Origin of the sequence: Vibrio sp. Makdt, assembly GCF_027587015.1 — a bacterium.
GTDB lineage: Bacteria > Pseudomonadota > Gammaproteobacteria > Enterobacterales > Vibrionaceae > Vibrio > Vibrio chagasii_B.
Genome location: NZ_JAPPTH010000007.1, coordinates 105,804 through 130,669 on the forward strand (window position 1 = coordinate 105,804; position 24,866 = coordinate 130,669).

Annotated in this window: 21 protein-coding genes; 17 read left to right on the forward strand and 4 right to left on the reverse strand. The window is 45.7% G+C overall.

Going from position 1 to position 24,866, the window contains the following annotated elements; genetic code table 11:
- Positions 1–146: 146 nt before the first annotated feature.
- Complete coding sequence (locus OH460_RS10985; protein WP_269997054.1) at positions 147–395, reverse strand: DUF3624 domain-containing protein; 249 nt, start codon at positions 393–395, stop codon at positions 147–149.
- Positions 396–482: 87 nt separating this feature from the next.
- Between OH460_RS10985 and OH460_RS10990 the strand changes: the two genes are divergently transcribed.
- Entirely contained in the window at positions 483–830 is a 348-nt protein-coding gene (locus tag OH460_RS10990; RefSeq protein ID WP_004737155.1) for a RidA family protein, read from the forward strand.
- 592 nt (positions 831–1,422) lie between these two features.
- Here the strand turns inward: OH460_RS10990 and OH460_RS10995 are convergent.
- Positions 1,423–2,889 (reverse strand): dihydrolipoyl dehydrogenase, encoded by a 1,467-nt coding sequence (locus OH460_RS10995; RefSeq protein WP_269997057.1) that lies wholly within the window; start codon positions 2,887–2,889, stop codon positions 1,423–1,425.
- Between the two features lie 206 nt (positions 2,890–3,095).
- Positions 3,096–3,824, reverse strand: a complete 729-nt coding sequence (locus OH460_RS11000) for a glutathione peroxidase (protein ID WP_004737157.1) — start codon at positions 3,822–3,824, stop codon at positions 3,096–3,098.
- Positions 3,825–4,044: 220 nt separating this feature from the next.
- Between OH460_RS11000 and oxyR the strand changes: the two genes are divergently transcribed.
- On the forward strand, positions 4,045–4,938 hold the full coding sequence (oxyR, locus tag OH460_RS11005; protein WP_004737158.1) for a DNA-binding transcriptional regulator OxyR: 894 nt from the start codon (positions 4,045–4,047) through the stop codon (positions 4,936–4,938).
- A 92-nt stretch (positions 4,939–5,030) separates the two neighbouring features.
- Here oxyR and OH460_RS11010 read toward each other — a convergent pair whose 3' ends face one another.
- Positions 5,031–7,592, reverse strand: a complete 2,562-nt coding sequence (locus OH460_RS11010; RefSeq protein ID WP_269997064.1) for a penicillin-binding protein 1A — start codon at positions 7,590–7,592, stop codon at positions 5,031–5,033.
- Between the two features lie 151 nt (positions 7,593–7,743).
- Between OH460_RS11010 and pilM the strand changes: the two genes are divergently transcribed.
- The 15 genes from pilM to OH460_RS11085 all read left to right on the forward strand — a co-directional run bounded on the left by pilM (position 7,744) and on the right by OH460_RS11085 (position 24,770).
- Positions 7,744–8,769, forward strand: a complete 1,026-nt coding sequence (pilM, locus tag OH460_RS11015) for a type IV pilus assembly protein PilM (protein ID WP_269997066.1) — start codon at positions 7,744–7,746, stop codon at positions 8,767–8,769.
- Positions 8,753–9,352 (forward strand): PilN domain-containing protein, encoded by a 600-nt coding sequence (locus tag OH460_RS11020; protein WP_269997068.1) that lies wholly within the window; start codon positions 8,753–8,755, stop codon positions 9,350–9,352. Before pilM ends, OH460_RS11020 begins: the two co-directional genes overlap by 17 nt.
- Positions 9,345–9,956, forward strand: coding sequence for a type 4a pilus biogenesis protein PilO (locus OH460_RS11025; RefSeq protein WP_269997070.1), 612 nt, complete (start codon positions 9,345–9,347; stop codon positions 9,954–9,956). Before OH460_RS11020 ends, OH460_RS11025 begins: the two co-directional genes overlap by 8 nt.
- Entirely contained in the window at positions 9,943–10,461 is a 519-nt protein-coding gene (locus OH460_RS11030; protein ID WP_269997218.1) for a pilus assembly protein PilP, read from the forward strand. The genes OH460_RS11025 and OH460_RS11030 overlap by 14 nt, the downstream gene beginning before the upstream one ends.
- Before the next feature lie 24 nt (positions 10,462–10,485).
- On the forward strand, positions 10,486–12,180 hold the full coding sequence (locus OH460_RS11035) for a type IV pilus secretin PilQ (RefSeq protein WP_269997072.1): 1,695 nt from the start codon (positions 10,486–10,488) through the stop codon (positions 12,178–12,180).
- 176 nt (positions 12,181–12,356) lie between these two features.
- Complete coding sequence (gene aroK, locus OH460_RS11040; protein WP_004737165.1) at positions 12,357–12,875, forward strand: shikimate kinase AroK; 519 nt, start codon at positions 12,357–12,359, stop codon at positions 12,873–12,875.
- Between the two features lie 25 nt (positions 12,876–12,900).
- Complete coding sequence (aroB, locus tag OH460_RS11045; RefSeq protein WP_004737166.1) at positions 12,901–13,989, forward strand: 3-dehydroquinate synthase; 1,089 nt, start codon at positions 12,901–12,903, stop codon at positions 13,987–13,989.
- A 79-nt stretch (positions 13,990–14,068) separates the two neighbouring features.
- Positions 14,069–15,577, forward strand: coding sequence for an SPOR domain-containing protein (locus OH460_RS11050; RefSeq protein ID WP_269997078.1), 1,509 nt, complete (start codon positions 14,069–14,071; stop codon positions 15,575–15,577).
- 69 nt (positions 15,578–15,646) lie between these two features.
- Positions 15,647–16,492, forward strand: a complete 846-nt coding sequence (locus OH460_RS11055; protein WP_004737168.1) for a Dam family site-specific DNA-(adenine-N6)-methyltransferase — start codon at positions 15,647–15,649, stop codon at positions 16,490–16,492.
- Between the two features lie 185 nt (positions 16,493–16,677).
- Entirely contained in the window at positions 16,678–17,352 is a 675-nt protein-coding gene (gene rpe, locus OH460_RS11060) for a ribulose-phosphate 3-epimerase (protein WP_008222304.1), read from the forward strand.
- A gap of 120 nt (positions 17,353–17,472) precedes the next feature.
- Positions 17,473–18,159: a phosphoglycolate phosphatase gene (locus tag OH460_RS11065; protein WP_061033626.1), complete on the forward strand. Its 687-nt coding sequence runs from the start codon at positions 17,473–17,475 to the stop codon at positions 18,157–18,159.
- Between the two features lie 151 nt (positions 18,160–18,310).
- On the forward strand, positions 18,311–19,327 hold the full coding sequence (trpS, locus tag OH460_RS11070) for a tryptophan--tRNA ligase (RefSeq protein WP_269997083.1): 1,017 nt from the start codon (positions 18,311–18,313) through the stop codon (positions 19,325–19,327).
- A gap of 384 nt (positions 19,328–19,711) precedes the next feature.
- Positions 19,712–22,306: an ExeM/NucH family extracellular endonuclease gene (locus OH460_RS11075; protein ID WP_269997085.1), complete on the forward strand. Its 2,595-nt coding sequence runs from the start codon at positions 19,712–19,714 to the stop codon at positions 22,304–22,306.
- A gap of 209 nt (positions 22,307–22,515) precedes the next feature.
- The gene (locus tag OH460_RS11080) at positions 22,516–23,094 is read left to right on the forward strand and encodes an aminodeoxychorismate/anthranilate synthase component II (protein WP_269997087.1); all 579 of its coding nucleotides are present in this window, start codon (positions 22,516–22,518) and stop codon (positions 23,092–23,094) included.
- 464 nt (positions 23,095–23,558) lie between these two features.
- Positions 23,559–24,770, forward strand: coding sequence for an aspartate aminotransferase family protein (locus OH460_RS11085; protein WP_008222315.1), 1,212 nt, complete (start codon positions 23,559–23,561; stop codon positions 24,768–24,770).
- Positions 24,771–24,866 lie beyond the last annotated feature (96 nt).

Genomic DNA, 24,866 nt, shown 5'->3' on the forward strand with positions numbered 1-24,866 from the left:
CCACTGCTTTTTCTTAGAATTTTCTAAGAAAGCCCCAAAACCGATTGGTTTTGGGGCTTTTTTCTATCTGCCGTTTGGCGAAAGGTTAGAGCTCGATAATTGAACTTAGTATCTAACTATTGTCGCCTATCCAACAAACACTTCTGCTAACGCTTTTTGTTCCTTAAAGGCAGCACCACAAACTTCATTATCCAATGCAGCGACAATAAGCCACTAAACGCGAAAGCCGCCATTATCAAAGCGATGGCATTGATGGTTTTTGGGTCTTCTTTGAAAAACAGCCACCATACTCCCCAACTTAATATCGACAACACTGTGAGCTGATTCATACAACGTTGGCAGCGACCGAGTTTGTTGAAGATTTTTTCATTTTTATTGCAATGAAGACATGTCATCTTGGGCTTGATTCGCGTTATGCTTGTTGCCCTGATAATACCACGTCACAAGATATTGGATCACGGTGACATAGAGAGAGAAGATCGATGATTGAGCGCCAAGAAACCAAGCAACGCATGAGCCGTATTGTTAAACACAACGGTACTATCTACCTATGTGGCCAAGTTTGTGCGGATGCAACAAAAGGCATTACAGAGCAAACACAGACGATGCTAGATAAAGTAGAAGCGTTACTTGAGCAAGCTGGTAGCGACAAAGAGCACATGCTGTCAGCAACCATTTACTTGAAAGACATGAAAGATTTCCAAGAAATGAATGCAGTATGGGATGCATGGGTACCAGAAGGTCACGCTCCAGCTCGCGCATGTGTGACTGGCGACATGGCTCGTGAAGCGCTATTAGTTGAGATCTCTGTGATTGCCGCTGAGAAGTAATTCTCTCGCATTTAGCTATAAGTAACGGTTTTAAGAGATTCCAGATACCTCGTCCCTCGGTTCTGGAATGACGAAGGTGCGTGGTCGGGAATCTCTGTTTATGTGTGACGAGAGATTCCAGATACTTCGTCCCTCAGTTCTGGAATGACGGATTAAGTTTAGGTTTAGTTGCTTAACTAAACCAACGTCATTCCCGATAGTGACGAAGGAGCGTAGTCGGGAATCTCTGTTTATGTTTGATAAGAGATTCCAGACATCTCGTTCCTCGATTCTGGAATGACGATTTAAAGTTTGATTCGTTGATTCGTTGATTCGTTGATTCGTTGATTCGTTGATTCGTTGATTCGTTGATTCGTTGTTCTTATATGTCTTCGGGTTTGCTGTGTAATAAAAGCAACGTCATTCCCGATAGCGACGAAGGAGCGTAGTTGGGAATCTCTGGCTATGTTTGTAAGAGATTTCAGATACCTCGTTCTTCAGTTCTAGAATGACGAGTTTGACTTACTGACGCGTTTAGCCAAAAACAAAAAGGAAAGCCAACGGCTTTCCTTTTTAGTATCTAATCTATGCGTTCTGTCTCAATCCACCGAGATTAACAACCAGGACCACAGTCTAGACAGTGTTTCACCATCTCTGGACCTAGGTGCAGTTTCGCGTTGAGGTCACGCAGCGCTGTTCGTACACCCTCTTCGATTACTGGGTGGTAGAACGGCATGTCTAGCATCTCAGAAACCGTCATCTTGTTTTGGTGTGCCCATGCTAATAAGTGCGCCAAGTGTTCTGCGTTTGGTCCCATCATTTCAGCACCAAGGAAGCGACCTGTACCTTGCTCGCCGTAAACGTGCAGAATGCCTTTGTTACGTAGCATCACTCGTGAGCGGCCTTGGTTCTCGAAAGACACTTCACCCGTTGCGAAGCAACCACATGTGCCTAAGCGGGTAGTGATCTCTTTGTACGTTTCACCAACCATCGCGATTTGCGGGTCAGAGAATACCGCTGATATTTTAGATCGGCGTAGGCCTGCACGAATCTCAGGGAAGCGACCTGCGTTATCACCCGCAATACGTGCTTGGTCTGCTGCTTCATGTAATAGAGGCAGTTGGTTGCTTGCATCACCCGCAATGAATACTGATGGAAGCGATGTTTGAAGCGTGTAGTGGTCAGCGATTGGAACACCACGCTCATCAAGCTCAAGAGAGGTATTCTCTAGGCCAAGTTTGTCGGTGTTAGGACGACGACCTGTTGCTGCCAATACGTACTCAACGATATTGGTTTCTAGCTCACCTTGTTTATTGATGAACTGGATTTCGACTCGTGGCTCACCCGTTTCAATGGTAATACGCTTCATGCTTTCGATTTTTACGTCGGCATCGAGATAGAACTCTTCATTGAAGGCTTTATCTGCGTAAGCCATGATCTCAGGGTCAGTTACTGGGCCAACTTGACCACCCAGACCGAACAGTTTTGTCTTCACACCTAAGCGATGTAGCGACTGACCAAGCTCTAGACCAATTACACCTGGGCCAAATACGGCAACTGATTCTGGTAAATCATCCCAGCTGAAAACGTCATCGTTAATGATTAGGCGGTCGCCAAGTTCATTCCAAACGGCAGGGTATGCAGGGCGAGAGCCAGTTGCGATAACAATACGCTTTGCCGTGATTACCGTGTGGTCATCAACTTGAAGTGTGTTGTCGTCTAAGAATTTTGCGTAGCCAGAGATCTTATCTTGCTCTGGGATTTCACCGACGCCTTCTAAAACAAAACCAACAAAACGGTCACGTTCAAACTTAACTCGGTCCATTACTTCACGGCCGTTAATTACGATATCGCCTTGTGGGTGAACGCCAAAAGCCGGAGCTTTCTCGATTTGGTGTACGCTCTCCGCAGCTGCAATAAGCAGTTTAGATGGCATACAACCAACACGAGCACAGGTTGTGCCGTAAGGGCCGCCTTCAATTATCACGACACTGTCAGTGTGTGCTTTTGCAGCGCGGTATGATCCTAGACCTGCCGTACCGCCCCCGATAACTGCTACATCTACATTGACTTGTTTCATAATAATTTTCTCGCAATGGCTAAATTTAGTTTGAACGAACCCCTCCAACTCATGCGATGTTTTTAGTGAGTCAGGATAGTGGGTCAGTTTTGTGGTTCTGTTTTATTAGGTTTAGCTTGTGACTGTGGTTAATGCGAGCCACAAGCTTGATTCACCCGATAGGGTTAGCCAACCCACAAGTGAGTGGGTTAGCCTTTTGGCAGTGATTAGCCTAGGAAAGCTTCTAGCTCTTCGCTACCACCGATGTGTTTACCACCGATGAATACTTGAGGAACCGTTGTGCGACCAGAGATTGCACGTAGGCTTACAGTAGTAGCGTCTTTACCTAGTACTACTTCTTCGTAGTTTAGACCTTTGTCGATTAGGTTCTGTTTCGCTTTCATACAGAAAGGACAGCCAGGCTTAGTGAATACTGTAATTGACTCTTGCTCTTTGTGCTCTGGAGCAATGTAGTTCAGCATAGTATCTGCATCAGAAACCTTGAACGGGTCGCCTGGTACGTCTTCTTCGATGAACATTTTCTCTACCACGCCGTTCTTAACTAGCATGCTGTAGCGCCATGAACGTTTGCCGAAGCCGATGTCGTTTTTCTCAACTAGCATACCCATGCCATCTGTGAAATCACCGTTACCATCTGGGATGAATGTGATGTTTTCTGCTTCTTGGTCTGCTTTCCATGCGTTCATTACGAACGTATCGTTTACAGAAACACAAAGGATGTCATCAACACCGTTCTCTTTGAACACTGAATGTAGTTCGTTGTAACGAGGAAGGTGGCTTGACGAACAAGTTGGCGTAAACGCGCCTGGTAGGCTGAATACGATCACTGTTTTGTCTTTGAATAGCTCTTCAGTTGTTACGTTAACCCATGCATCACCTTGGCGAGTTGGGAATGTTACTTGAGGGATTGATTGACCTTCTTTAGATGCAAACATATTGATTTCCTTAAATGATATTTTAATTTTGTTCTAGTAGAGCTTAACGCTTTTCGCTGCTCTGTTTCGTTTTGTTGAGCCCATTATTAGATAAATTCTTTGATAGCTCTAATCGTTTGATGTTATGGTTTTGATAGGTAGATTCTATCAAGAGCATTTTTCTTTTAAATGTTGCTATGAAAACCCTTGTTCTTATTAAACCTGAGGTAAGATACTGATCATGAACATTCGTGACTTTGAATACTTGGTGGCGCTCGCAGAGCACAAACACTTCCGAAAAGCGGCAGAAGCGTGCTTTGTCAGTCAGCCAACACTAAGCGGTCAAATACGCAAACTAGAAGATGAAATCGGACTTCAGTTAACCGAGCGTAGTCCAAGGAAGGTCATATTTACAGAATCAGGGTTACAACTTGTTGAACAAGCCAAGCGTATTCTCAACGAAGTGAAAACTTTTAAGGATATGGCGAGTGGACACGGTGAAGCGATGACCGGACCAATGCATATTGGTTTCATTCCAACCGTGGGTCCTTACATTCTGCCTAAGATTGTCCCTCATCTTAAAGAGAGCTTTCCCGAGTTAGAACTGTACCTGCATGAAGCGCAAACTCATCAATTAGTGAGCCAATTGGAAGATGGCAAGCTTGACTGCTTGGTACTGGCTGCAGTTGATGAAACGGCGGTATTCAAAGAGATTGATGTGTATGACGAGCCATTAAGTGTCGCGGTTCCATGTGACCATGAGTGGGCTCAACAAGACACGGTAGATATGCTTCAACTCAATGGACAGACAGTCTTAGCACTTGGTGATGGTCACTGTTTAAGAGACCAAGCCCTAGGGTTCTGTTTTGCTGCGGGTGCAAAAGATGATGAGCGTTTTAAAGCGACCAGCTTAGAGACGCTGCGTAACATGGTCGCGGCAGGCGCGGGGATTACCTTGCTGCCTCAATTATCAGTACCAAAAGAAAAGCAGAAAGATGGCGTGTGCTACGTGCCTGCGGTCAACCCAACGCCTTCACGTCGTATCGTGGTTGCGTACCGTCCGGGCTCTCCATTGAAAGGACGCTTTGAGCAACTGGCGGAGACGATTCGCACTCAGTTGGAAAAGGTCGTTTAGCTTAACCTCCGTATAGCAGATACAAAAAAGGGTTGATATGAATTCATATCAACCCTTTTTATTTGCTTATGTTGCTAGGTTTAAAGAACTGCTTAGAACAGTTCTTCTACCGTTTCACCTGAAGAGGTGGAGTAGATATCATCATTGAAACGCTCAGTGATGTACTCAGTTGGCTCAGTGCCTTTCTCGAAGTACTCAAACATTGATGAGCTATCGTACTTGTTGGTCAGTAAGCCTGTATCACGGTCAATACGAACACGAACGATGTTTTCTGGAATCTCTTTACGTTGTGCTGGAACGCCTGCCAATGCCGTACCCATGAAGTCTACCCATGCAGGTTCTGCTGTCTTAGCACCAGCTTCCGCACCTGTAATCTGGTTCTTACCAAGGTTAGAGTTCGCTTTAGTACGACCTAGGTTACGATTGTGGTTGTCAAAACCAACCCATACCGTTGCAACCATGCCTGGGCCATAGCCGCTGTACCAAGTATCTTTCGAGTCGTTAGTTGTACCGGTTTTACCGCCAATATCACGACGTTTTAGTGGTTGGGCACGCCAACCTGTACCGTTCCAACCTGTGCCCGCACTCCAATCACCGCCGCCCCAGATGTTGCTGTACATCATTTCACGAACTAGGAATGCGTTCTGCTCAGAGATAACTTGAGGAGCGTATTGAACTTTCGCATCCACATCTTGCTCGGCAAACTCATCCGCCATTGGATCGGTTGTGATGGTCTGTTTGCAATCTTCTTTACAGACAACTTTTGGTGTTGCTTCAAACTCAGTCTCGCCAAATGGAGTCTCAACGCGGCTGATGTAGAAAGGTTCAACGTAGTAACCACCGTTAGCGAATACTGAGTAACCTTGCGCTACTTTCATTGGCGTTAAGCTACCAGCACCTAGCGCAATAGTTTCAGAACGAGGCACTTCATCGATATCAAAACCAAAGCGAGTTAGGTAGTTACGAGTGTCATCTAAGCCTACTTCACGCAGTACACGTACCGCCATTACGTTTTTCGATTGAGCTAAGCCAATACGTAAACGAGTAGGGCCGACGTAAGTTGGTGGCGAGTTCTTTGGTCGCCATGCCGTACCTTGGCTCTTATCCCATTGGTTGATTGGCGCATCGTTGATAAGAGAAGCTAGCGTTAAACCTTTTTCAATTGCAGCTGAGTAAATGAAAGGCTTGATACCAGAACCCACTTGACGAATAGATTGCGTCGCACGGTTGAATTTGTTGTGTACGAAGTTAAATCCACCAACCATCGACAATACAGCGCCGTTGTTCGGATTCATTGCCACAAATGCAGTGTTGGCATTTGGTACTTGGCTTAGGCGCCAAACTACTGGAGTGTCAGATTCTGCTGTTACTGACTCTTCTGTTGCTTCCTCAGAGACTTCGTCACCTGTGATCGCCTCATGACGTACCCAAACTTGTTCACCAACCGCAAGAATCTCTTTTGCTTGAGAAGGTGCCGGACCTTGGCGGTCGTCTGTTAGGAACTTACGCGCCCAATTCATACCTTGCCATTCGATAGTGCCTTCGCCTTGATTCTTCACCCATACTTTAGCGCTTTTCGAATCAACAGCAGTCACTACTGCAGGAACTAGGTCACCATAAGTTGGTTGAGACTTAAGGTGTTTAACGATCTTGTCGTGATCCCAAGCCGATTGAGCGGTTTGCCAAAGTACTTTTTCAGCACCACGGTAGCCGTGACGCTCATCGTAGCTAAGTAGGTTCTTAATCGCAGCTTGGTTTGCCGCTTTTTGCAGCTTCGAATCAACGGTTGTGTAGACCTTCATACCAGAGGTATATGCATCTTCACCGTAGCGTTCAACCATCCAAGCACGAGCTACTTCTGCCACGTATGGTGCGCTCAGTTCGATCTCTGCACCGTGGTACTTTGATACAAGCTGTTCATTGCTTGCTTCATCAAACTCGGCTTGAGTGATGTATTTCTCGTCGAGCATACGACGTAATACAACGTTACGACGGTTAGTCGCACGCTCAATAGAGTAGATAGGGTTCATGGTTGATGGTGCTTTCGGCATACCAGCCAGAGTCGCGATTTCACTCAATGTAAGATCCGGAAGATCTTTACCAAAGTAAACTCGTGCTGCTGCGCCAAAACCATACGAACGGTGACCAAGGAAGATCTTGTTAACGTAAAGCTCCATGATCTCTTCTTTGCTAAGCAGTTGCTCAATATGGATCGCAATGAAGATCTCTTTAATCTTACGCATGATCTTTTTCTCGTTAGATAAGAAGAAGTTACGCGCAAGCTGCTGAGTAATGGTACTCGCACCTTGTTTTGCCGAACCTGACATCGCTACTACGATAGCTGCACGAGTAATGCCGATTGGGTCAATACCAGGGTGTTCGTAAAAACGGCTATCCTCGGTAGCAATCAAAGCCTCAACTAAGTGGCGAGGGATCTCGTCATAAGTCACTGGAATACGACGTTTTTCACCAAATTGGGAGATCAACTTACCGTCTTGGCTGAAGACCTGCATTGGAGTTTGGAGTTCTACGTCGCGCAAAGTGGCAACATCAGGCAACTCTGGTTTTACGTAGTAATAAAACCCAAAAATTGTACTGACTCCAAGAATCATGCAAATCAATGTAAATATGAATAATCGCTTTATGAACTTCACCGGATAATCCCTGATTAGTTAAGGCTGATAAGCAGCAAACCCTTGTACTCTAGGCTAAAAAACTAGCTTTCGTTTATTAACGCTTATTTAACTAATAATCACAACCCCTAGATAATCAACGAAATGCTTGGCACTTCAGGAGCTAGGTCACATGGGTTCATCATTAATTACAGGTATAGATATAAATCACCACAGCATCAAAGCTGTGGTGCTAAAACCCGTGGGGGAATTGTACGCCCTAGTGGGATACAAAGAGCTGCCGATTTCGGACGACATTTTTACAGCTAACCATACTTTGGAGTATCAGAAAACTGTTAAGAAACTCAAAGAACTTAGGAAAGGGCTGCCTTTCGGCTGTCGTAACGTCGCCATTTCGGTACCTGATAACACGGTGATCAGCAAGGTACTGCAAATTGAGAGTGAACTCGAAGATAGAGAGAAAGAGTTTTCGATCTACCAAACCTTCGCCCATCAATCTCCTTTTCCCATCGAGGAGCTGAGTTTAGATTTTGTGAAGCTGGAAGACAAACGATTTGGTAAAGGTTCGACAAGCAGCTATCAGGTTTATGCCACTCGTAAAGAAGTCGTTGATAGCCGAGCGGATGCATTAACTAAGGCTGGTTTTAAACCTGTGGTGGTAGATACGCAGGCGCATGGTTTACTTCATGTTTGGCAGCTTGCCTCACGTTTATACCCAGAGAAAAGTAATTGGCTGTTGGTGGACATTGGCGTTGATCAAACCTCGATGGGCATCATTCCTCAGGGAGCAGCCCCTTTCTATAAAGACATCGCCTTTGGCACTCAAGACCTTTGCAGTATCGAAAACCCCAATGATATCGAGGCTGCGTTTGGCAGTGCTCAGGATACTCATCAATTTATCGTTAACTTAATTGAAAAGCTCAAACGTCAGTTGCAGCTCTATTCCTCGGTGAATGCTCACCAACCTATCTCAGGCATCTGGTTAATGGGCGAGGGCGCCAGCACACCAATGGTGGCCGAAGAGCTTGAACGACATTTTCAGTTGAGCTGTGAATCATTGAATCCTTTATCCCTGTTTGAGAATAAGGTCGCGAGGAAGCGCCGCCTGCAAATGGATTGGCAACATTTTGGTATTGCTGCGGGCATGGCGATGAGCGGACTTAAATGGCAGGGAGAGAAGCATGTTGCATCAAATTAACCTGCTACCTTGGCGTGATGAGATTCGTGCTCAGCACCGAAAGCGTTTTATTCATTTAGTTATCCTTGGCGTGATTGTGGCTGGGGTAGGGCAATGGGCAGTCGGAAACTATTTCCACGATCAACAAGCCAAACAGCAAGCTCGCCTAAATTATCTTAACCAATACATTGCAGGGCTCGACCGACAGATTCAGTCGCTAAAAGTTGCAGAGCAAGAGCACAAAGCCATTTTGACTCGACTTGATGTGGTGGAATCTTTGCAGCTCGGCCGTAATAAAACCACCGACTTTATGAACTTGATGCCGGAGCTGATTCCTGAGGGCGTGTATGTCGACAAGATAAAGATGAACGGTCAAGAGATTGAAATGGCGGGCATCAGTGACAGTACCGCTCGTCTCGCCACCATGCTGGATAACTTAGAACGCTCTGAATCCCTCAAAGGAGTCGAGATGCACTCTATTGTCCATAACCGTAAGCGCTTCAATAAAGAGTTTCAGACCTTCAAGGTGTCTTTCGTGTTTAGCCCAGTGTCATTAGAAAGCACAACTGCACATCGAAAGGATAAGGGGGCTAACCATGGCTAGCCTTCAAAGCATGATGAGCCTGCAAGAGCTTGATATCGATGAGATCACCGAGTGGCCACTGTTGCCTCAGTTATTGGTGATTCTATTGCTGGTGGCGCTCATTCAAGGGCTGGGAACCTGGTTCTATATTTTGCCTTTGGATGATGAGCTACAACAGATGAAGCAACAAGAGCAGACCTTGAAAGCAACACTGAGCATCAAAGCCAATAAGGTTGCTGCTTTACCTAAGCTTCAGGGCCAACTGGATGAACTCACCAGTCGCTACGATTACCTGTTAGAACAGCTTCCCGTGCAAAAGGAGTTGGCAAGCATGTTGGCATCAGTCAATGAGCTTGGCTTAGATAACTCACTAACCTTTACCCGAATCGACTGGGGTGAAAAACAGAACAAAGCCTTCTTATACCGCTTACCTCTTAATATCGAGCTGACTGGTGATTACCACGAGATAGGCGACTTCTCTGCAGCTATCGCCAAGCTTCCACGAATAATCAGCTTTGATGATGTGAATTGGCAGCGAGTCAGCCAAGAAAGCAGCACTCTGCACTTTAGGGTTCGAGCTTATACCTACCAGTTTAAATCGGAGGTCAATGATGAAACCCAATAGCACGTTTTACTCAATCGTATTGCTGCTTGCGTTGTCGGGCTGCAAAGCCAATCAAGACTCATTAGAAGACTTTGTTATACAGGTAGAAGCTAAGGCGAGAAAGGAGGTCGAGCAACTTGTCCCAGCAACTGAGTTTTCGGCGGCTACCTATCAACGGCGTACTTTTCGTCCTCCCTTTGAACTGCCTAAAGAAGCGATTGTGCAAAACCAGCCGTTGGTTAAGAAAGATTGTTGGCAGCCCGGTGCTCGTGCACGCAGCGGCAAGTTGGAGAAATACCCATTGAGTAAATTGCGCTTAAAAGGAGTGATGGGCAGCGGATCCAGCGTGTTTGGGCTTGTACAAACTCCCAAGGGTAATGTCGTCAATGTGAAAAAAGGCCAGTTTATCGGCTTAAACAATGGCCGAGTTACTAAGGTAACGAGCCAGTACGTTCTGATTAATGAAACTCTTCCAGATGGCTTAGGTTGTTGGCATAAGCGCAACGTTAGGCTGGCTCTGAAATAAACCAATGTCACATGATGTGGATTAGTGAGCAAAGCTCTACAAGGCTTTGCTGTGTCTGTGATGTTGGTTTTTAGCGTCTTCGGCTACGCAGAGAGCTCGTCTAATAAATTAGAGAACATTGATTTTAGAGTTAACAAGGATAAAGACGCTGTCATTATCATTGAGCTAGCAACCAGTAGCGCGGTGGTTGATGTTCAGCGAGCACAAGAAGGCTTGAGCATCGAACTTATCAATACAGAAGTCGATGATGACAAGCTCTACCTTTTGGACGTTAAAGATTTCGCGACTCTGGTTGAGGGGATTGAAGTATACAAAGAGACGCCAAGCACTCGGTTACTGGCGACCATCAGTAATGACTACCAATACGAATATGACCTCAAGGGGCGCTTCATCGAAGTGGTGATCAGCAAGCCCACGATTGAAGAAGTGACGACAGAGAAAAGTGTACTTGAGAAAGAGGGCAAACTGATATCGATTAACTTCCAAGATATCCCTGTCCGAAACGTGCTGCAGTTAATCGCTGACTACAATGAGTTCAACTTGGTGGTATCCGACTCGGTCGCGGGTAACCTGACATTACGCTTGGATGGCGTCCCTTGGCAGCAAGTTCTCGACATTATCTTGCAAGTTAAAGGCTTGGATAAGCGCGTCGACGGCAACGTTATCTTGGTCGCTCCCAAAGCGGAACTGGATCTGAGAGAACAGCAAGCGCTCGAAAAATCCCGCCTAGAGGAAGAGCTTGGGGAACTTAAATCAGAAATCATTAAGATTAACTTTGCCAAAGCCACCGATATAGCTGACATGATTGGCGGTGAAGGGGCGGTGAGCATGTTGTCTGATCGCGGCTCGATTACCATAGATGAACGTACCAACTCTCTGCTGATTCGCGAGCTGGAAGAGAACATTGCGGTAATACGCGGCATTATTGAGTCGTTAGATATCCCAGTGAAGCAGGTTCAGATAGAGGCGCGCATTGTTACCGTCACCGAAGGTAACCTTGATGAACTCGGCGTGCGCTGGGGCGTTTCATCGACCAACGGAAGCTTCACGGTTGGCGGTTCAATCGAGGGTAATCACCCTTCAGCCATTACACCTTATGACGACGATGGTGGCAGCAGCGTGATTGATGACTACCTTAACGTGAATTTGGCGGCGACATCGCCAAATGCATCGAGTATTGCTTTTCAGGTGGCGAAGCTTGGCTCAGATACGTTGCTCGATCTTGAGCTATCTGCACTGCAACAAGAGTCTAAGGCGGAGATCATCTCTAGCCCACGCTTAATTACCACCAATAAAAAGCCGGCTTACATTGAGCAAGGTACTGAAATTCCTTACTTAGAGTCCTCTTCGAGTGGTGCAACGTCCGTCGCATTTAAGAAAGCTGTGTTGAGTTTGAAAGTTACCCCTCAAATCACACCAGACAATCGCTTGGTTCTGGATTTGAGTGTGACTCAAGATAGACCTGGGCAAGTGGTGAAAACTGGAACCGGGGAAGCTGTCGCGATAGATACCCAAAGAATAGGTACGCAAGTGCTTGTTAATAATGGTGAAACCGTCGTTCTTGGTGGAATATTTCAACACAGTGTCAGTAGTACAGTCGATAAAGTTCCTCTGTTGGGAGACCTTCCTTTATTGGGTGCATTGTTCCGTCGTAGCTACGAAAATGTGGGTAAAAGTGAACTGCTTATTTTTGTTACACCTAAAGTTGTGATTCAGTAACGTACAATTAGATTAAAAATAAAGTTGCATTAGTGGCACCTAACCTTGATAATTTCGGGTCTTATCACGAATTATCTGTGAGGAATCGGTGCCACGGGCCTTTTAATTTCAGTACTTGTACTGACCTACCTTGTGGCGATGTCATTGAATTAACGTTGTAAATTACTGCTAAAAACATGGCTGAGAAACGCAATATTTTTCTTGTTGGCCCAATGGGCGCCGGCAAAAGTACAATTGGTAGACACCTAGCTTCCCAACTTCATATGGAGTTTCTAGACTCTGACACTGTGATTGAAGAGCGCACTGGCGCAGACATCGCATGGGTTTTTGATGTTGAGGGCGAAGAAGGTTTCCGTAAGCGCGAAGAATCTGTAATCAACGATCTGACTGAAGAGCAAGGTATTGTTCTAGCGACAGGTGGTGGTTCAGTGATGAGCAAAGAAAACCGTAACCGTCTATCTGCACGAGGCATTGTTGTATACCTAGAGACAACAATTGAAAAGCAACTTGCTCGCACAAACCGCGACAAGAAACGCCCTCTACTTCAAACAGACAACCCGCGTGATGTGCTAGAAGATCTAGCTGTATCTCGCAACGCACTATACGAAGAAGTGGCGGACTACACAGTTCGTACTGACGACCAAAGTGCAAAAGTGGTAGCCAACCAGATCGTAAAAATGCTAGAAGAACGTTAAGTTCATTTTTTCGGAGAGCAAACCCATGGAACGGATTACGGTCAATCTAGCTGAGCGTAGCTACCCTATCTCTATTGGCGCCGGGTTATTTGACGACCCGGCGTACCTTTCTTTTTTATCAGGCAAGCAGAAAGTCGTTGTTATCAGTAATGTGACAGTAGCGCCTCTTTACGCTGATAAAATTTTATCTTTACTGGATCAAGTTGGCTGTCAGACATCTCTTCTCGAGTTACCTGATGGTGAGCAATACAAAACGCTTGAAACGTTCAATTCAGTGATGAGCTACATGCTTGAAGGAAATTACAGCCGCGATGTGGTGGTGATTGCTTTAGGTGGTGGTGTTATCGGTGATTTGGTCGGCTTTGCTGCATCTTGTTACCAGCGTGGTATTGATTTCATTCAAATCCCGACAACGCTTCTTTCTCAAGTGGACTCTTCTGTTGGTGGTAAAACCGCAGTAAACCATCCTCTTGGTAAGAATATGATCGGTGCATTCTACCAACCAAAATCTGTGATCATCGATACCAACTGTTTATCAACGCTTCCTGAGCGTGAGTTTGCAGCGGGCATTGCTGAAGTCATCAAATACGGCATCATTTACGATGAAGCCTTCTTTGATTGGTTGGAGCAGAATCTAGAGAAACTTTATCAACTTGATGAACAAGCACTGATTACTGCAATTGCTCGCTGTTGTGCAATTAAGGCTGAAGTGGTTGCTCTAGATGAAAAAGAGTCAGGAATCAGAGCGTTATTGAACCTAGGTCATACATTTGGTCATGCTATCGAAGCAGAACTAGGCTATGGTAATTGGCTACATGGTGAAGCTGTGTCGTCAGGCACTGTAATGGCAGCGAAAACTGCTCAGTTACAGGGACTGATCACTCAGCAGCAGCTTGAGCGAATTATTTCTATACTCAAGAATGCGAAACTGCCAGTTCATACGCCAGAAAGCATGTCTTTTGAAGACTTTATGACGCACATGATGCGTGATAAAAAAGTGCTGTCTGGTCAATTACGTCTGGTATTGCCAACAAGTATTGGTACTGCTGAAGTGGTTGCTGATGTGCCTCAGGACATCATTAAACAAGCAATTGATTTTTGCCGTACTCTTTAAATTTGGTTGTGAGGTTGCCTAGTTAGACTCTAGGCAACTGAAGCGTTTTACTGATCGATCTAATCAGTAGGGATCCGCAATGAGTTTGGCTCATGAATTAAGAGTATTAGAGTTAGAGTCTCAAGTTGAGCTGCTAGAGCGCTTACAGCTTTTGACTAACTTTGGTTCAAATCTAGTAACGGTGGCTGGTAAACCTGGCTCTGGCCGTTCTTGGTTAGCACAGCGTTATCTCGAAGCGTGGGCGACAGAAAAGAATCAGTGTTTACTGCTTTGTCATCCAAGCCAAGACGACCAACAACGCCGCGCGCTTATTCTTAGCCAAATTGTTTCTGATCCGCTATTTAATCAACACGATTCCTTATCAGATAGCCTAGCAAGGTTGCTGGATGGTGAGCCGTGTAGCGTGGTTATCGTTGTCGATGATGCCCACCGACTTTCTGAGCTATTGGTATCCGAACTATGGATGTTGGTACTGGAAGCTCAAGCTAATCCCCAATGGACGATCAATGTCGTTCTTTTCTCAGAAATTGGTCACCTAGACTCCTTACTCACACGTCTAAGTTACGGCCAACAACACAAGCCTATCGATCTCGAGATCGATGACCTTTCGCAACCAGAAGCTGAACATTTCTTTGAATCACTGGTGATTCGATACGTGGATGATGAGTCTGAAACTCGCGTGCGACGTGCGTTTAATAAAGCGCAACCTCTGCCTGGCGAGCTAATGGCTTTAGGAGAATTGAAAGTGGAAAAAAGGATTATTATTCGCTCAATCATTGGCTCACCAATCAATATCGCGATTGTGGTGGCCCTGTTGCTGTTGTTAATTGGTGGTGGGTATTGGTGGATGTTCAGCCAACCGACACCAGATGATAAAGCGCAATCTCTGATCGCACCTATCGAGCAGACTGCTATCCCAACCTTTGAGGTGGACAGTGATTCAGAGCAGGCTGGCGTTGAGGAAGTTGTAGACTCTGAAGCGTCAACTGACATCAGTTATCAAGGCGCCGATGATGACAGCTCATCTTTGCCGCCAGTTGTGGTGGAAGAGACGGCTAGCGTGGGTGAGGTTGAACAAGACCAACAACGTGTCGTAATCACTTCTGATGTGGTTGATGCTTTGCTTGATGATAAAGCTGAGAGCGCCGATACCAGTGCCATCGATGCTGTTGTTGAAGAGAACACTGAAGTTGAGGCTAATTCGCAGGCTGACGCTGAAGCGGCATCTACCGTTGATGAAGAGTCGGACTTAACCGAATCAACGCCACCGACTAAAAAGATAACGTTCTCGTTTGCTCGCGAGGAGCTACAAGCTATCTCGCCACGAGCATACACCTTACAGTTGAGTGCGATGACTTCGTTGGAAGATGTGCAGTCTTTCATTGAAGAGTACGATTTAGAGAACAAGGTTCGTATCTACCCAACTCTGCGTAACGATACCAAGTGGTTTATCATCACTTATCAAGATTACCCAACGATTCAGGTGGCGCGAGATGCGGTAAGTACACTCTCAAAACCACTTCAACAGTTGGAACCTTGGGCAAAATCGATGAATCAAGTGCATCGAGAGATAGAACGTGCGAAATAACCCTGAGCTTAGCCTCAAAATATGTTACATTCCGCAGCCTTATTTTTGTGTTGATAGATAGAGCAGTAAATGAAAAAGCAGCGTGCCTTTCTAAAATGGGCTGGTGGTAAATATGGCCTAGTTGAAGACATCCAACGTCACCTGCCACCTGCTCGTAAATTGGTAGAACCATTTGTTGGTGCTGGTTCTGTGTTTTTGAACACGGACTACGAACAGTATCTACTGGCTGATATCAATCCCGATCTTATCAACCTGTATAATCTACTTAAAACCGACCCAGAGACCTACATCGCGGAAGCAAAGCGTTGGTTCTGCCCTGAGAACAACCGCAAAGAAGCCTTCTTAGATATTCGAGCTCAGTTCAACGATACTGACAATGTTATGTATCGCTCACTTGCTTTCTTGTACATGAACCGATTTGGCTTCAATGGGCTATGTCGCTACAACAAGAAAGGCGGTTTTAACGTTCCGTTTGGTTCTTACAAAAAGCCTTACTTCCCAGAAGCTGAGCTGGAGTTTTTTGCTGAAAAAGCGAAAAAGGCCACTTTCGTGTGTGAGGGATACCATGAAACCTTTAGCCGTGCCCGTAAAGGTTGCGTGGTTTACTGCGATCCTCCGTACGCACCGCTGTCAAATACAGCTAACTTTACCTCTTACGCAGGTAACGGCTTTAGCTTAGATGATCAAGCAGCACTGGCTGACGTTGCTGAAAAAGCGGCAACAGAACGCGGTATCCCTGTGTTGATTTCTAACCACGACACGACATTAACGCGTCGCTTGTATCATGGTGCAGAGTTGAACGTGGTGAAGGTGAAGCGCACTATCAGCCGTAATGGCGCTGGTCGTAATAAAGTGGATGAGCTATTAGCGCTATTCCATCAAGATAAAAACCAGCAACACGCTGCAGCAGAATAACCTCGAACCCCTCAAATTGAGTGACCAACAGGTACTTTCTTAAACTAATCTTTCGAACTGCTAGGATCTGCCTAGGTGCTTAGGTAGAATTGCACACCAAATAGTCTTGGGGTTGAATCTTGTACGCATACGAGGTGCCACCAAGGCGGTGAACTCGCAATTTACTTACTCTTAAGAGGTTTGGTATGAAAGATTTTCTAATCGCTCCATCAATTTTGTCTGCAGATTTTGCTCGTCTTGGTGAAGACGTTGAAAAAGTACTCGCAGCCGGTGCCGATGTTGTGCACTTTGATGTGATGGATAACCACTACGTACCTAACCTGACTTTTGGCGCGCCTATCTGTAAAGCACTACGTGACTACGGTATTACTGCTCCAATCGATGTTCACCTAATGGTGAAGCCGGTTGATAACATCGTGCCTGAGTTTGCAAAGGCTGGCGCATCGATGATTACCTTCCACGTAGAAGCATCAGAGCACATCGATCGCACTCTACAACTGATCAAAGAGCACGGCTGTAAAGCGGGCGTGGTTCTTAACCCAGCGACACCACTATCTTGCCTAGATTACATCATGGACAAAGTAGACATGATCCTATTGATGTCTGTGAACCCAGGTTTCGGCGGCCAATCTTTCATTCCTCACACTTTAGATAAGCTACGTGCGGTTCGTAAGTTGATTGACGAATCAGGTCGGGATATTCGCCTAGAGATCGATGGTGGTGTAAAGGTGGATAACATTCGTGAAATCGCAGAAGCGGGCGCAGATATGTTCGTTGCTGGCTCAGCGATCTTCAATCAACCAGATTACAAAGAAGTGATTGATGAGATGCGTGCAGAGCTTGCAAAAGTAAACGCATAAAAGTAGAACTAGGGTCAGTTGACCTAAAATCAAAAAATTTAGATTAAGGGGGCTGATTGGTCCCTTTTTTACGTCTTATTGCTCAACACATGAGACGAATATAATGAATAGGAAAGTAAGATGTCATTAAGCTCAATAAAACTGATCGCCTTTGATTTGGATGGAACCTTGTTAGATAGCGTGCCTGATTTGGCAGTCGCTGCTGACCAAGCTTGTCAGGAGCTAGGTTTCCCTTCAGTGAGTGAAGAACAAGTTCGTGATTATGTAGGCAATGGTGCCGATGTACTGATCGGGCGTTCACTAAGCCGCAATCTAACTGTGGACCCAAGCTTAGAACCAGAGCTGCTGAAAAAAGCACGCATCTTGTTTGATGACTTCTACGAGCAGGGCGGCCATAAGCTGAGTCACCTTTACCCATCAGTAAAAGAGACGCTGGCAGAGCTGCACAAAGCGGGCTTTACTATGGCATTGGTAACCAACAAGCCATCGAAGTTTGTGCCAGACGTGCTAGCGCAACACGGTATCGATAAGTACTTTGTAGATGTGCTTGGCGGTGACTCTTTCCCAGAGAAAAAACCGAACCCAGTCGCGCTAAACTGGTTGCTAGAAAAGCACAATGTGAAAGCAGAAGAGATGCTAATGGTTGGCGACTCAAGCAATGACATCAAAGCGGCAAAGAACGCGGGTTGTCATTCGTTTGGCCTGACTTACGGCTACAACCACGGTGAGCCTATTTCAGCATCAAACCCTGACTATGTGGCAGATAATGTCGCGCAATTGCTCGATGTCGTTCTAGTTTCTGCATAAAGCGGACAAAAGTTAGCTAACTCACTAGCAAAATACTTATCAATGAGTACACTGGATGAGCCGCGCAGAAAGAGCTGTGCGGCTTTTCTATATTTAAGTTAAGAAGCTAAGCCATCAATTGACTTAGCGAATAAGCAAAGGAATTAAAACCATGAGCAAGCCCATCGTATTGAGTGGTGTTCAACCATCTGGTGAACTAAGTATCGGTAACTACTTGGGTGCTCTACGTCAATGGCAACAGATGCAAGATGACTACGATTGCCAATACTGTGTGGTAGACCTTCACGCAATTACGGTTCGCCAAGATCCGAAAGCACTGCATGAAGCGACTCTAGACGCACTAGCTATCTGTCTTGCTGTCGGTGTTGATCCAAAGAAGAGCACGCTATTTGTTCAGTCTCACGTACCAGAGCATGCTCAACTTGGTTGGCTTCTTAACTGTTACACACAAATGGGTGAACTGAGCCGAATGACTCAGTTTAAAGACAAGTCTGCACGTCACTCAAACGACGTAAACGTAGGTCTGTTTGATTACCCAGTGTTGATGGCTGCAGACATCCTGCTTTACGGTGCTCACCAAGTGCCAGTAGGTAGCGACCAGAAGCAACACCTAGAGTTAGCGCGTGATATCGCAACTCGCTTCAACAACATCTACTCGTCAGAACAGCCAATCTTCGAAGTGCCAGAACCTTACATCCCAACAGTGAATGCACGTGTAATGAGCCTACAAGATGCGACCAAGAAGATGTCTAAGTCGGACGATAACCGTAAGAACGTGATTACTCTGCTAGAAGAGCCTAAGTCGATCATCAAGAAGATCAACAAAGCGCAAACGGATGCAGAAACACCACCACGTATTGCTCATGATTGGGAAAGCAAAGCGGGTATCTCTAACCTGATGGGGCTTTACTCGGCAGCAACAGGTAAAACATTCGAAGAGATTGAAGCGCAGTACCAAGGTGTTGAAATGTACGGCCCATTCAAGAAAGATGTGGGTGCTGCGATTGTTGAGATGCTTGAGCCGATTCAAGCGGAATACCACCGCATCCGTGCTGATCGTGCCTACATGGACGCAGTAATGAAAGCGGGCGCAGAAAAAGCCTCTGAGCGCGCAGCAGTAACGCTGAAGAAAGCATACGAAGCCGTAGGTTTTGTAACTCGCCCATAGGGTGAATCAAAACCTTCCGCGATAAAATCTAAGCCCAAAGTGACTATGTTTACTTTGGGCTTTTTAGTGCCCGCTAGCTAAGGCTTCCCAATAATCGTGCTGTTTTAATTGATGATTTACGCATTTAATGACTAACACATCTGTAACATCTATGTTGTGCAGAGTATCTTATTAAATAAGCTTGGGTTTTATAAATATGCGCTCATTTCTATTTATGTTGGAAATATATAGCGTGCCAAACAATTGATGATTCCAAAGTGATAAGTTCCTCATTTTCTTGCCAACTGACTTATTCCTTTCATAAATAAACCTGATAGTTACCACAAAATACATGACTGCCCATAGATGGCAGTAATTATAAATCGATGAACTCAGGTGAAACGGATGGCTCTTTTACACAAACCTTCATTGCTAGCAGTGGCAATTGGTAGCTTGTTAACGGCAAGCGCACACGCTGATTTGTTTATTTCACAATATGTGGAAGGCGGCAGCTACAACAAAGCGGTTGAGATCGCCAACAACGGTGATAGCAGCATTAATTTAGATGGCTATTCACTGGCTAAATCAGCGAATGGCAACGGATCATGGGGCGCCACTTTACCTTTAGATGGCCACGTTTTAGCGCCTGGTGAGGTACTGGTTGTTGCACATAGCAGTGCAAGCGATGAGATTAAAGCCGTCGCTGATATTCTTAACGCTTCATTGGCTAATCACAATGGTGATGACCCATTGGCTATCTTGAATGCAGACTCAAGCGTGTTGGACATGGTTGGCGTGATGGGCGATGTCGACTGGGGTAAAGATGTTACCTTGGTTCGTGCTGACCAAACCCCATCGGCGACGTTTGACGCTTCACAGTGGGTATCGCTACCAAAAGACAACATTGAAGGCCTAGGTTCTCTAGACAATGTTGAGTTGCCAGAAGCCTTTGCTTGTACGCAAGATGGCTCAGACCCAGTATTCACCACCATTCAAGAAATCCAAGGTGAGGGCGCGACATCGCCGTTCATCGATGGCTACCCGTACATCACCGACGATGAGTATTTCGTAAAAGGGGTGGTAAGTGCGGTTACTACCGGCCTAACTAAAGGTTTCTATCTGCAAGCTCTTGAGGATGACTTCAACTCAAGCACTTCTGAAGGTCTATTTGTTCATACTAACCAATCTAGCTCAGAATTAGCTGCAGGCGATGTGGTGTGTGTGAAAGGTAAAGTACAAGAATACTACAGCCACACTCAGCTTAAAGTTGAAAACAATCAATGGTTAAAGCAAGGCGAGCAGGACGCACCTGACGCGACAGACATTGAAGTATTAGACACTGACGAGAACTTCGCGGCGACACTTGAACGTTACGAAGGCATGTTGGTGAAAACAACTGAAGCGCTAGATATGCGTGTAACGCGTACCTTCGGTTATGACTACGCAGGTCGTCGTAACAACATGGTTTTGGCGCATGAGCGTATCAACATGCAACCAAACCAACTTTTCGCAGCGGGTTCTGATGAAGCGAAACAGCAAACGGAAGACAATGCTGACCGTCGTCTTTTCGTAGAGACTGACCAAAAAGCAGGTGATGGACAAGTTCCTTTCTATCCAGATTTTGGCCGTACTGACATCGACCAAGATGGCTCAACGGAAGACTACATCCGTATTGATGACACCATTGTTGGTCTAGAAGGCGTGTTGACTTACAGCTATGGCGAGTACCGTCTGATTACGACTAACCAGATCACGGCTGAAAACTTCATTCGCAACGACCCACGTACTGACAAACCAGATATGGATGAAGGCGACCTACGTATTGCGACCTTCAATGTATTGAACTACTTCAACTCACCATTTGGCGGTGATGCGAATCAACATGGTAATAACCGTGGTGCAAACACCATCACTGAGTTTGAGATGCAACAAGAGAAGATTGTAAACGCGATTCTTCGCTTGGATGCTGACATCATCGGTTTGATGGAAATCGAGAACAACGGCTTTGGCGAAGGCTCGGCAATTCAACAGCTTGTGAATCAACTGAATGACCGTATTGAACATAAAAAAGATCGTTACACCTTTGTGGCTGTCGACTCTAATGAGGATGGCGTTACCGACGAAATGGACTCGATCGGCACTGATGTGATTACTACGGGTGTTATCTACCGTAAGAAGGTGGTTAAGCTTAAAGACAGCCGTGTTATCGCGATGCCAAGCCAGCAAGCACCAGAGGTGTTAGACGACTCAGGTAAGGTGATTGAAGATGGTAAGAACTACCAACGTGACTCCTTGGCGCCAACCTTTAAGGTGAAGGGCACCAAAGAGAAACTGACTGTAGCGATTAACCACTTTAAATCGAAAGGTTCTAAGTGTTGGGAAGATGCTGCCCCTGTTGAGCAAGGCGGTCAAGGTGGTGTAGATGCCGATAAGCAAGGCTCATGTGAGAACTTCCGTGTTGCAGCGGCGGTTGCGTTGGGCGAAGCACTCGATGGCATTGAAGGTCACAAAGTGATTCTGGGTGATATGAACTCGTATGGCATGGAAGACCCAATGCTAGTGCTGACAGATTACTCTGAAGAGAAGTACGGCAAGCAGATCAAAGCGGCGCGTAACACTTACATTGATGGTGTTGAACAGTTTGGTGATAACGGTGCGGTGATTACTAAGAACTACGGCTACATTAATGCCGTAGCTCAGAAGCACCCAGACAGCTGGAGCTACTCATACAACGATGAAGTTGGCGCGTTAGACCACTTATTGGTGAGCGAGAGCTTAAAAGACATGGTTGTCGACGCGACCGACTGGCATATCAATGGTGGTGAATCGACGCTATTTGACTACAACGAAGAGTACAAAGGCGACCTGCCTAAGTACCAAGACCACTTCCGTTCATCGGATCATGATCCAGCGGTTCTTGAGCTAAAAGTCGGTGGTTCGTTTGGCTTTGGCGCGTTGATGTCACTGTTTGGCCTCGCGATGTGGCGCCGTCGTAAGTAGTGAGCGAATCAGCTTTACTGCTAACGGTGAAAGTGAGTACACATCACCGAATGCGGGTAATTGACAGTTATCTGTAAACAATTAAGGTCAACTTAGGTTGGCCTTAATTATTGGTGAAATGCAGTTTCCACTTGCCTTTCGCTATGGGTATTGCACAATACCGCCCCTATATCTCCCAATCATTTAGTATTTAGCAAACGATTTCACCCATGTTACTTATCATCGATAACTACGACTCTTTTACCTATAACTTGTATCAGTATTTCTGTGAGTTAGGGGTAACTGTAAAAGTTGTACGCAACGATGAAATTGATATTGCGGGCATTGAAGCGCTGAATCCTAGTCACCTTGTGATATCCCCTGGGCCTTGTACACCGGATGATGCGGGTATCTCTCTACAAGTCATAGAACACTTCGTTGGCAAGTTACCTATCTTAGGTGTGTGTCTTGGCCATCAAGCCATTGCTCAAGTGTTTGGCGGTGAAGTGGTGAGAGCCAGACAAGTGATGCACGGTAAAACCTCACCGATACGCCACAATGGTAAGAGTGTTTTCCAAGGGCTGAATAACCCGCTAACCGTCACACGCTATCACTCCCTTGTGGTGAAAAACGGCACACTACCAGATTGCTTTGAACTGACATCTTGGACGGAGCTTAAAGATGGCAGTATGGATGAGATCATGGGCTATCAACACAAAACTCTGCCAATTGATGCGGTTCAGTTCCACCCTGAATCGATTAAAACAGAGCAAGGGCACCAACTTCTGGCTAACTTTTTAGCACGTTAAGTGTTTAAAGCGGGCGTTTTATTCTCCTAAATAGGTGAGCTTAACCTGCCAACTCCTTCGTTATCCGTTTTAATTTGAGTTTTACCGAGCTCGATCCTTCTGACGCCGATCACTTTTTATAACATTTCTTCCTCATCCGGCTAAGTTTTTAGCCTATGCAAAGTTATTCGCCGTATTTCCTTTTGAACCCAATTTACCTCTGTGCCAGTAAGGCTTTGCCTTTGCAGGATGGGCGTATGCGTAAAAAAAGCTTCATAAAACAGGTTGATTGATGCATAAATAGTCATAGGTAGTGAGGTTTAGCTGGTTGTGAGGGATGGCTAAAGAATAATCTACTATTGAAAACGTTAATTAAATGTAAATATAATGCTGCAGCGGGATTGTAGCGAGACAAAATTTTTTTGTCTCACTTATGAATCATTACGCTTATTTGCGAAGCTTGCGGTATCGAGAAGGAATGTACGATGACAGTGGAAAATAATGTAGAACGTAGTCTTTTTAATGAGGTGATGGTGCCTTGTTATAACCCAATGGAAATGATCCCGGTAAAAGGGGAAGGCGCACGCGTATGGGACCAACAAGGCCGAGAGTATATCGACTTTGCTGGTGGTATTGCTGTGAGCTGTTTGGGTCACTGTCACCCAGCAATGGTGAATGCCGTTACTGAGCAAGCAAACAAGATTTGGCACCTAAGTAATGTAATGACTAACGAACCTGCACTGCGTCTAGCGAAGAAGCTAACTGACGTATGTTTTGCAGAAAAAGTATTCTTTGCGAACTCTGGCGCAGAAGCGAATGAAGCAGCACTTAAGCTAGCTCGTCGTTGGGCAGCAGATGTTCACGGTCCTGAGAAATCTGAAATCATTGCATTCAAACAAGGTTTCCATGGTCGTACTTTCTTTACCGTAACCGTTGGTGGTCAAGAGGCTTACTCTGATGGCTTCGGTCCAAAACCTGGCGATGTAACTCACCTACCTTACAATGATATTGCAGCTCTAGAAGCGCATATCTCTGATCGCACTTGTGCAATCATGATGGAACCTCTGCAAGGCGAGGGCGGTATCATCTCTCCAACGGCTGAGTTCGTGAATACGGTTCGTGAACTGTGTGACAAGCACAATGCACTGTTGATTTTTGATGAAGTACAAACAGGTAATGGCCGTACTGGTAACTTCTATGCTTACCAAGGTCTGGGCGTGACGCCAGACATTCTAAGCACTGCGAAGTCTCTAGGTGGCGGTTTCCCTATCGGCGCAATGCTGACGACGTCTGAACTGGCTACACACCTTAAGGTTGGTACGCACGGTTCTACATACGGTGGTAACCCACTGGCGTGTGCGGTAGCTGAAGCAGTGGTTGACGTAGTTAGCCAACCTGAGACTCTAGAAGGCGTAAAAGAGCGTGAAGCGCTATTCCGCGATGGTCTAACTAAGATTAACGACAAATACCAAATTTTCAGTGAGATTCGTGGTAAAGGCCTATTGTTAGGTGCTGCACTGAATGACGAATGGCAAGGACGTGCGCGCGACGTATTGGTAGCAGCAGGCGAGCAAGGCCTAATGGTACTGGTTGCGGGTGCAAACGTGGTTCGTTTCACTCCATCACTGGTTATCACTAAACAAGAAATTGAAGAAGGCTTATCAAAACTAGACAAAGCAATCGCTACGCTAGTTTAGCCTGAGCGGCGTCATAGGAATGATCGCCATTAGAGCGATCCCATGACGTACTGCTAAAGGCCCAAGCTTCTGGTTTTGGGCCTATTTTGCATCTGG

What these genes read in the sequence shown, in the direction of transcription:
- OH460_RS10985 (WP_269997054.1), bottom strand. Translation starts at nt 395, where the DNA reads ATGACATGTCTTCATTGCAATAAAAATGAAAAAATCTTCAACAAACTC.
- OH460_RS10990 (WP_004737155.1), top strand. Translation starts at nt 483, where the DNA reads ATGATTGAGCGCCAAGAAACCAAGCAACGCATGAGCCGTATTGTTAAA.
- OH460_RS10995 (WP_269997057.1), bottom strand. Translation starts at nt 2,889, where the DNA reads ATGAAACAAGTCAATGTAGATGTAGCAGTTATCGGGGGCGGTACGGCA.
- OH460_RS11000 (WP_004737157.1), bottom strand. Translation starts at nt 3,824, where the DNA reads ATGTTTGCATCTAAAGAAGGTCAATCAATCCCTCAAGTAACATTCCCA.
- oxyR (WP_004737158.1), top strand. Translation starts at nt 4,045, where the DNA reads ATGAACATTCGTGACTTTGAATACTTGGTGGCGCTCGCAGAGCACAAA.
- pilM (WP_269997066.1), top strand. Translation starts at nt 7,744, where the DNA reads ATGGGTTCATCATTAATTACAGGTATAGATATAAATCACCACAGCATC.
- OH460_RS11020 (WP_269997068.1), top strand. Translation starts at nt 8,753, where the DNA reads ATGTTGCATCAAATTAACCTGCTACCTTGGCGTGATGAGATTCGTGCT.
- OH460_RS11025 (WP_269997070.1), top strand. Translation starts at nt 9,345, where the DNA reads ATGGCTAGCCTTCAAAGCATGATGAGCCTGCAAGAGCTTGATATCGAT.
- OH460_RS11030 (WP_269997218.1), top strand. Translation starts at nt 9,943, where the DNA reads ATGAAACCCAATAGCACGTTTTACTCAATCGTATTGCTGCTTGCGTTG.
- aroK (WP_004737165.1), top strand. Translation starts at nt 12,357, where the DNA reads ATGGCTGAGAAACGCAATATTTTTCTTGTTGGCCCAATGGGCGCCGGC.
- aroB (WP_004737166.1), top strand. Translation starts at nt 12,901, where the DNA reads ATGGAACGGATTACGGTCAATCTAGCTGAGCGTAGCTACCCTATCTCT.
- OH460_RS11050 (WP_269997078.1), top strand. Translation starts at nt 14,069, where the DNA reads ATGAGTTTGGCTCATGAATTAAGAGTATTAGAGTTAGAGTCTCAAGTT.
- OH460_RS11055 (WP_004737168.1), top strand. Translation starts at nt 15,647, where the DNA reads ATGAAAAAGCAGCGTGCCTTTCTAAAATGGGCTGGTGGTAAATATGGC.
- rpe (WP_008222304.1), top strand. Translation starts at nt 16,678, where the DNA reads ATGAAAGATTTTCTAATCGCTCCATCAATTTTGTCTGCAGATTTTGCT.
- OH460_RS11065 (WP_061033626.1), top strand. Translation starts at nt 17,473, where the DNA reads ATGTCATTAAGCTCAATAAAACTGATCGCCTTTGATTTGGATGGAACC.
- trpS (WP_269997083.1), top strand. Translation starts at nt 18,311, where the DNA reads ATGAGCAAGCCCATCGTATTGAGTGGTGTTCAACCATCTGGTGAACTA.
- OH460_RS11075 (WP_269997085.1), top strand. Translation starts at nt 19,712, where the DNA reads ATGGCTCTTTTACACAAACCTTCATTGCTAGCAGTGGCAATTGGTAGC.
- OH460_RS11080 (WP_269997087.1), top strand. Translation starts at nt 22,516, where the DNA reads ATGTTACTTATCATCGATAACTACGACTCTTTTACCTATAACTTGTAT.
- OH460_RS11085 (WP_008222315.1), top strand. Translation starts at nt 23,559, where the DNA reads ATGACAGTGGAAAATAATGTAGAACGTAGTCTTTTTAATGAGGTGATG.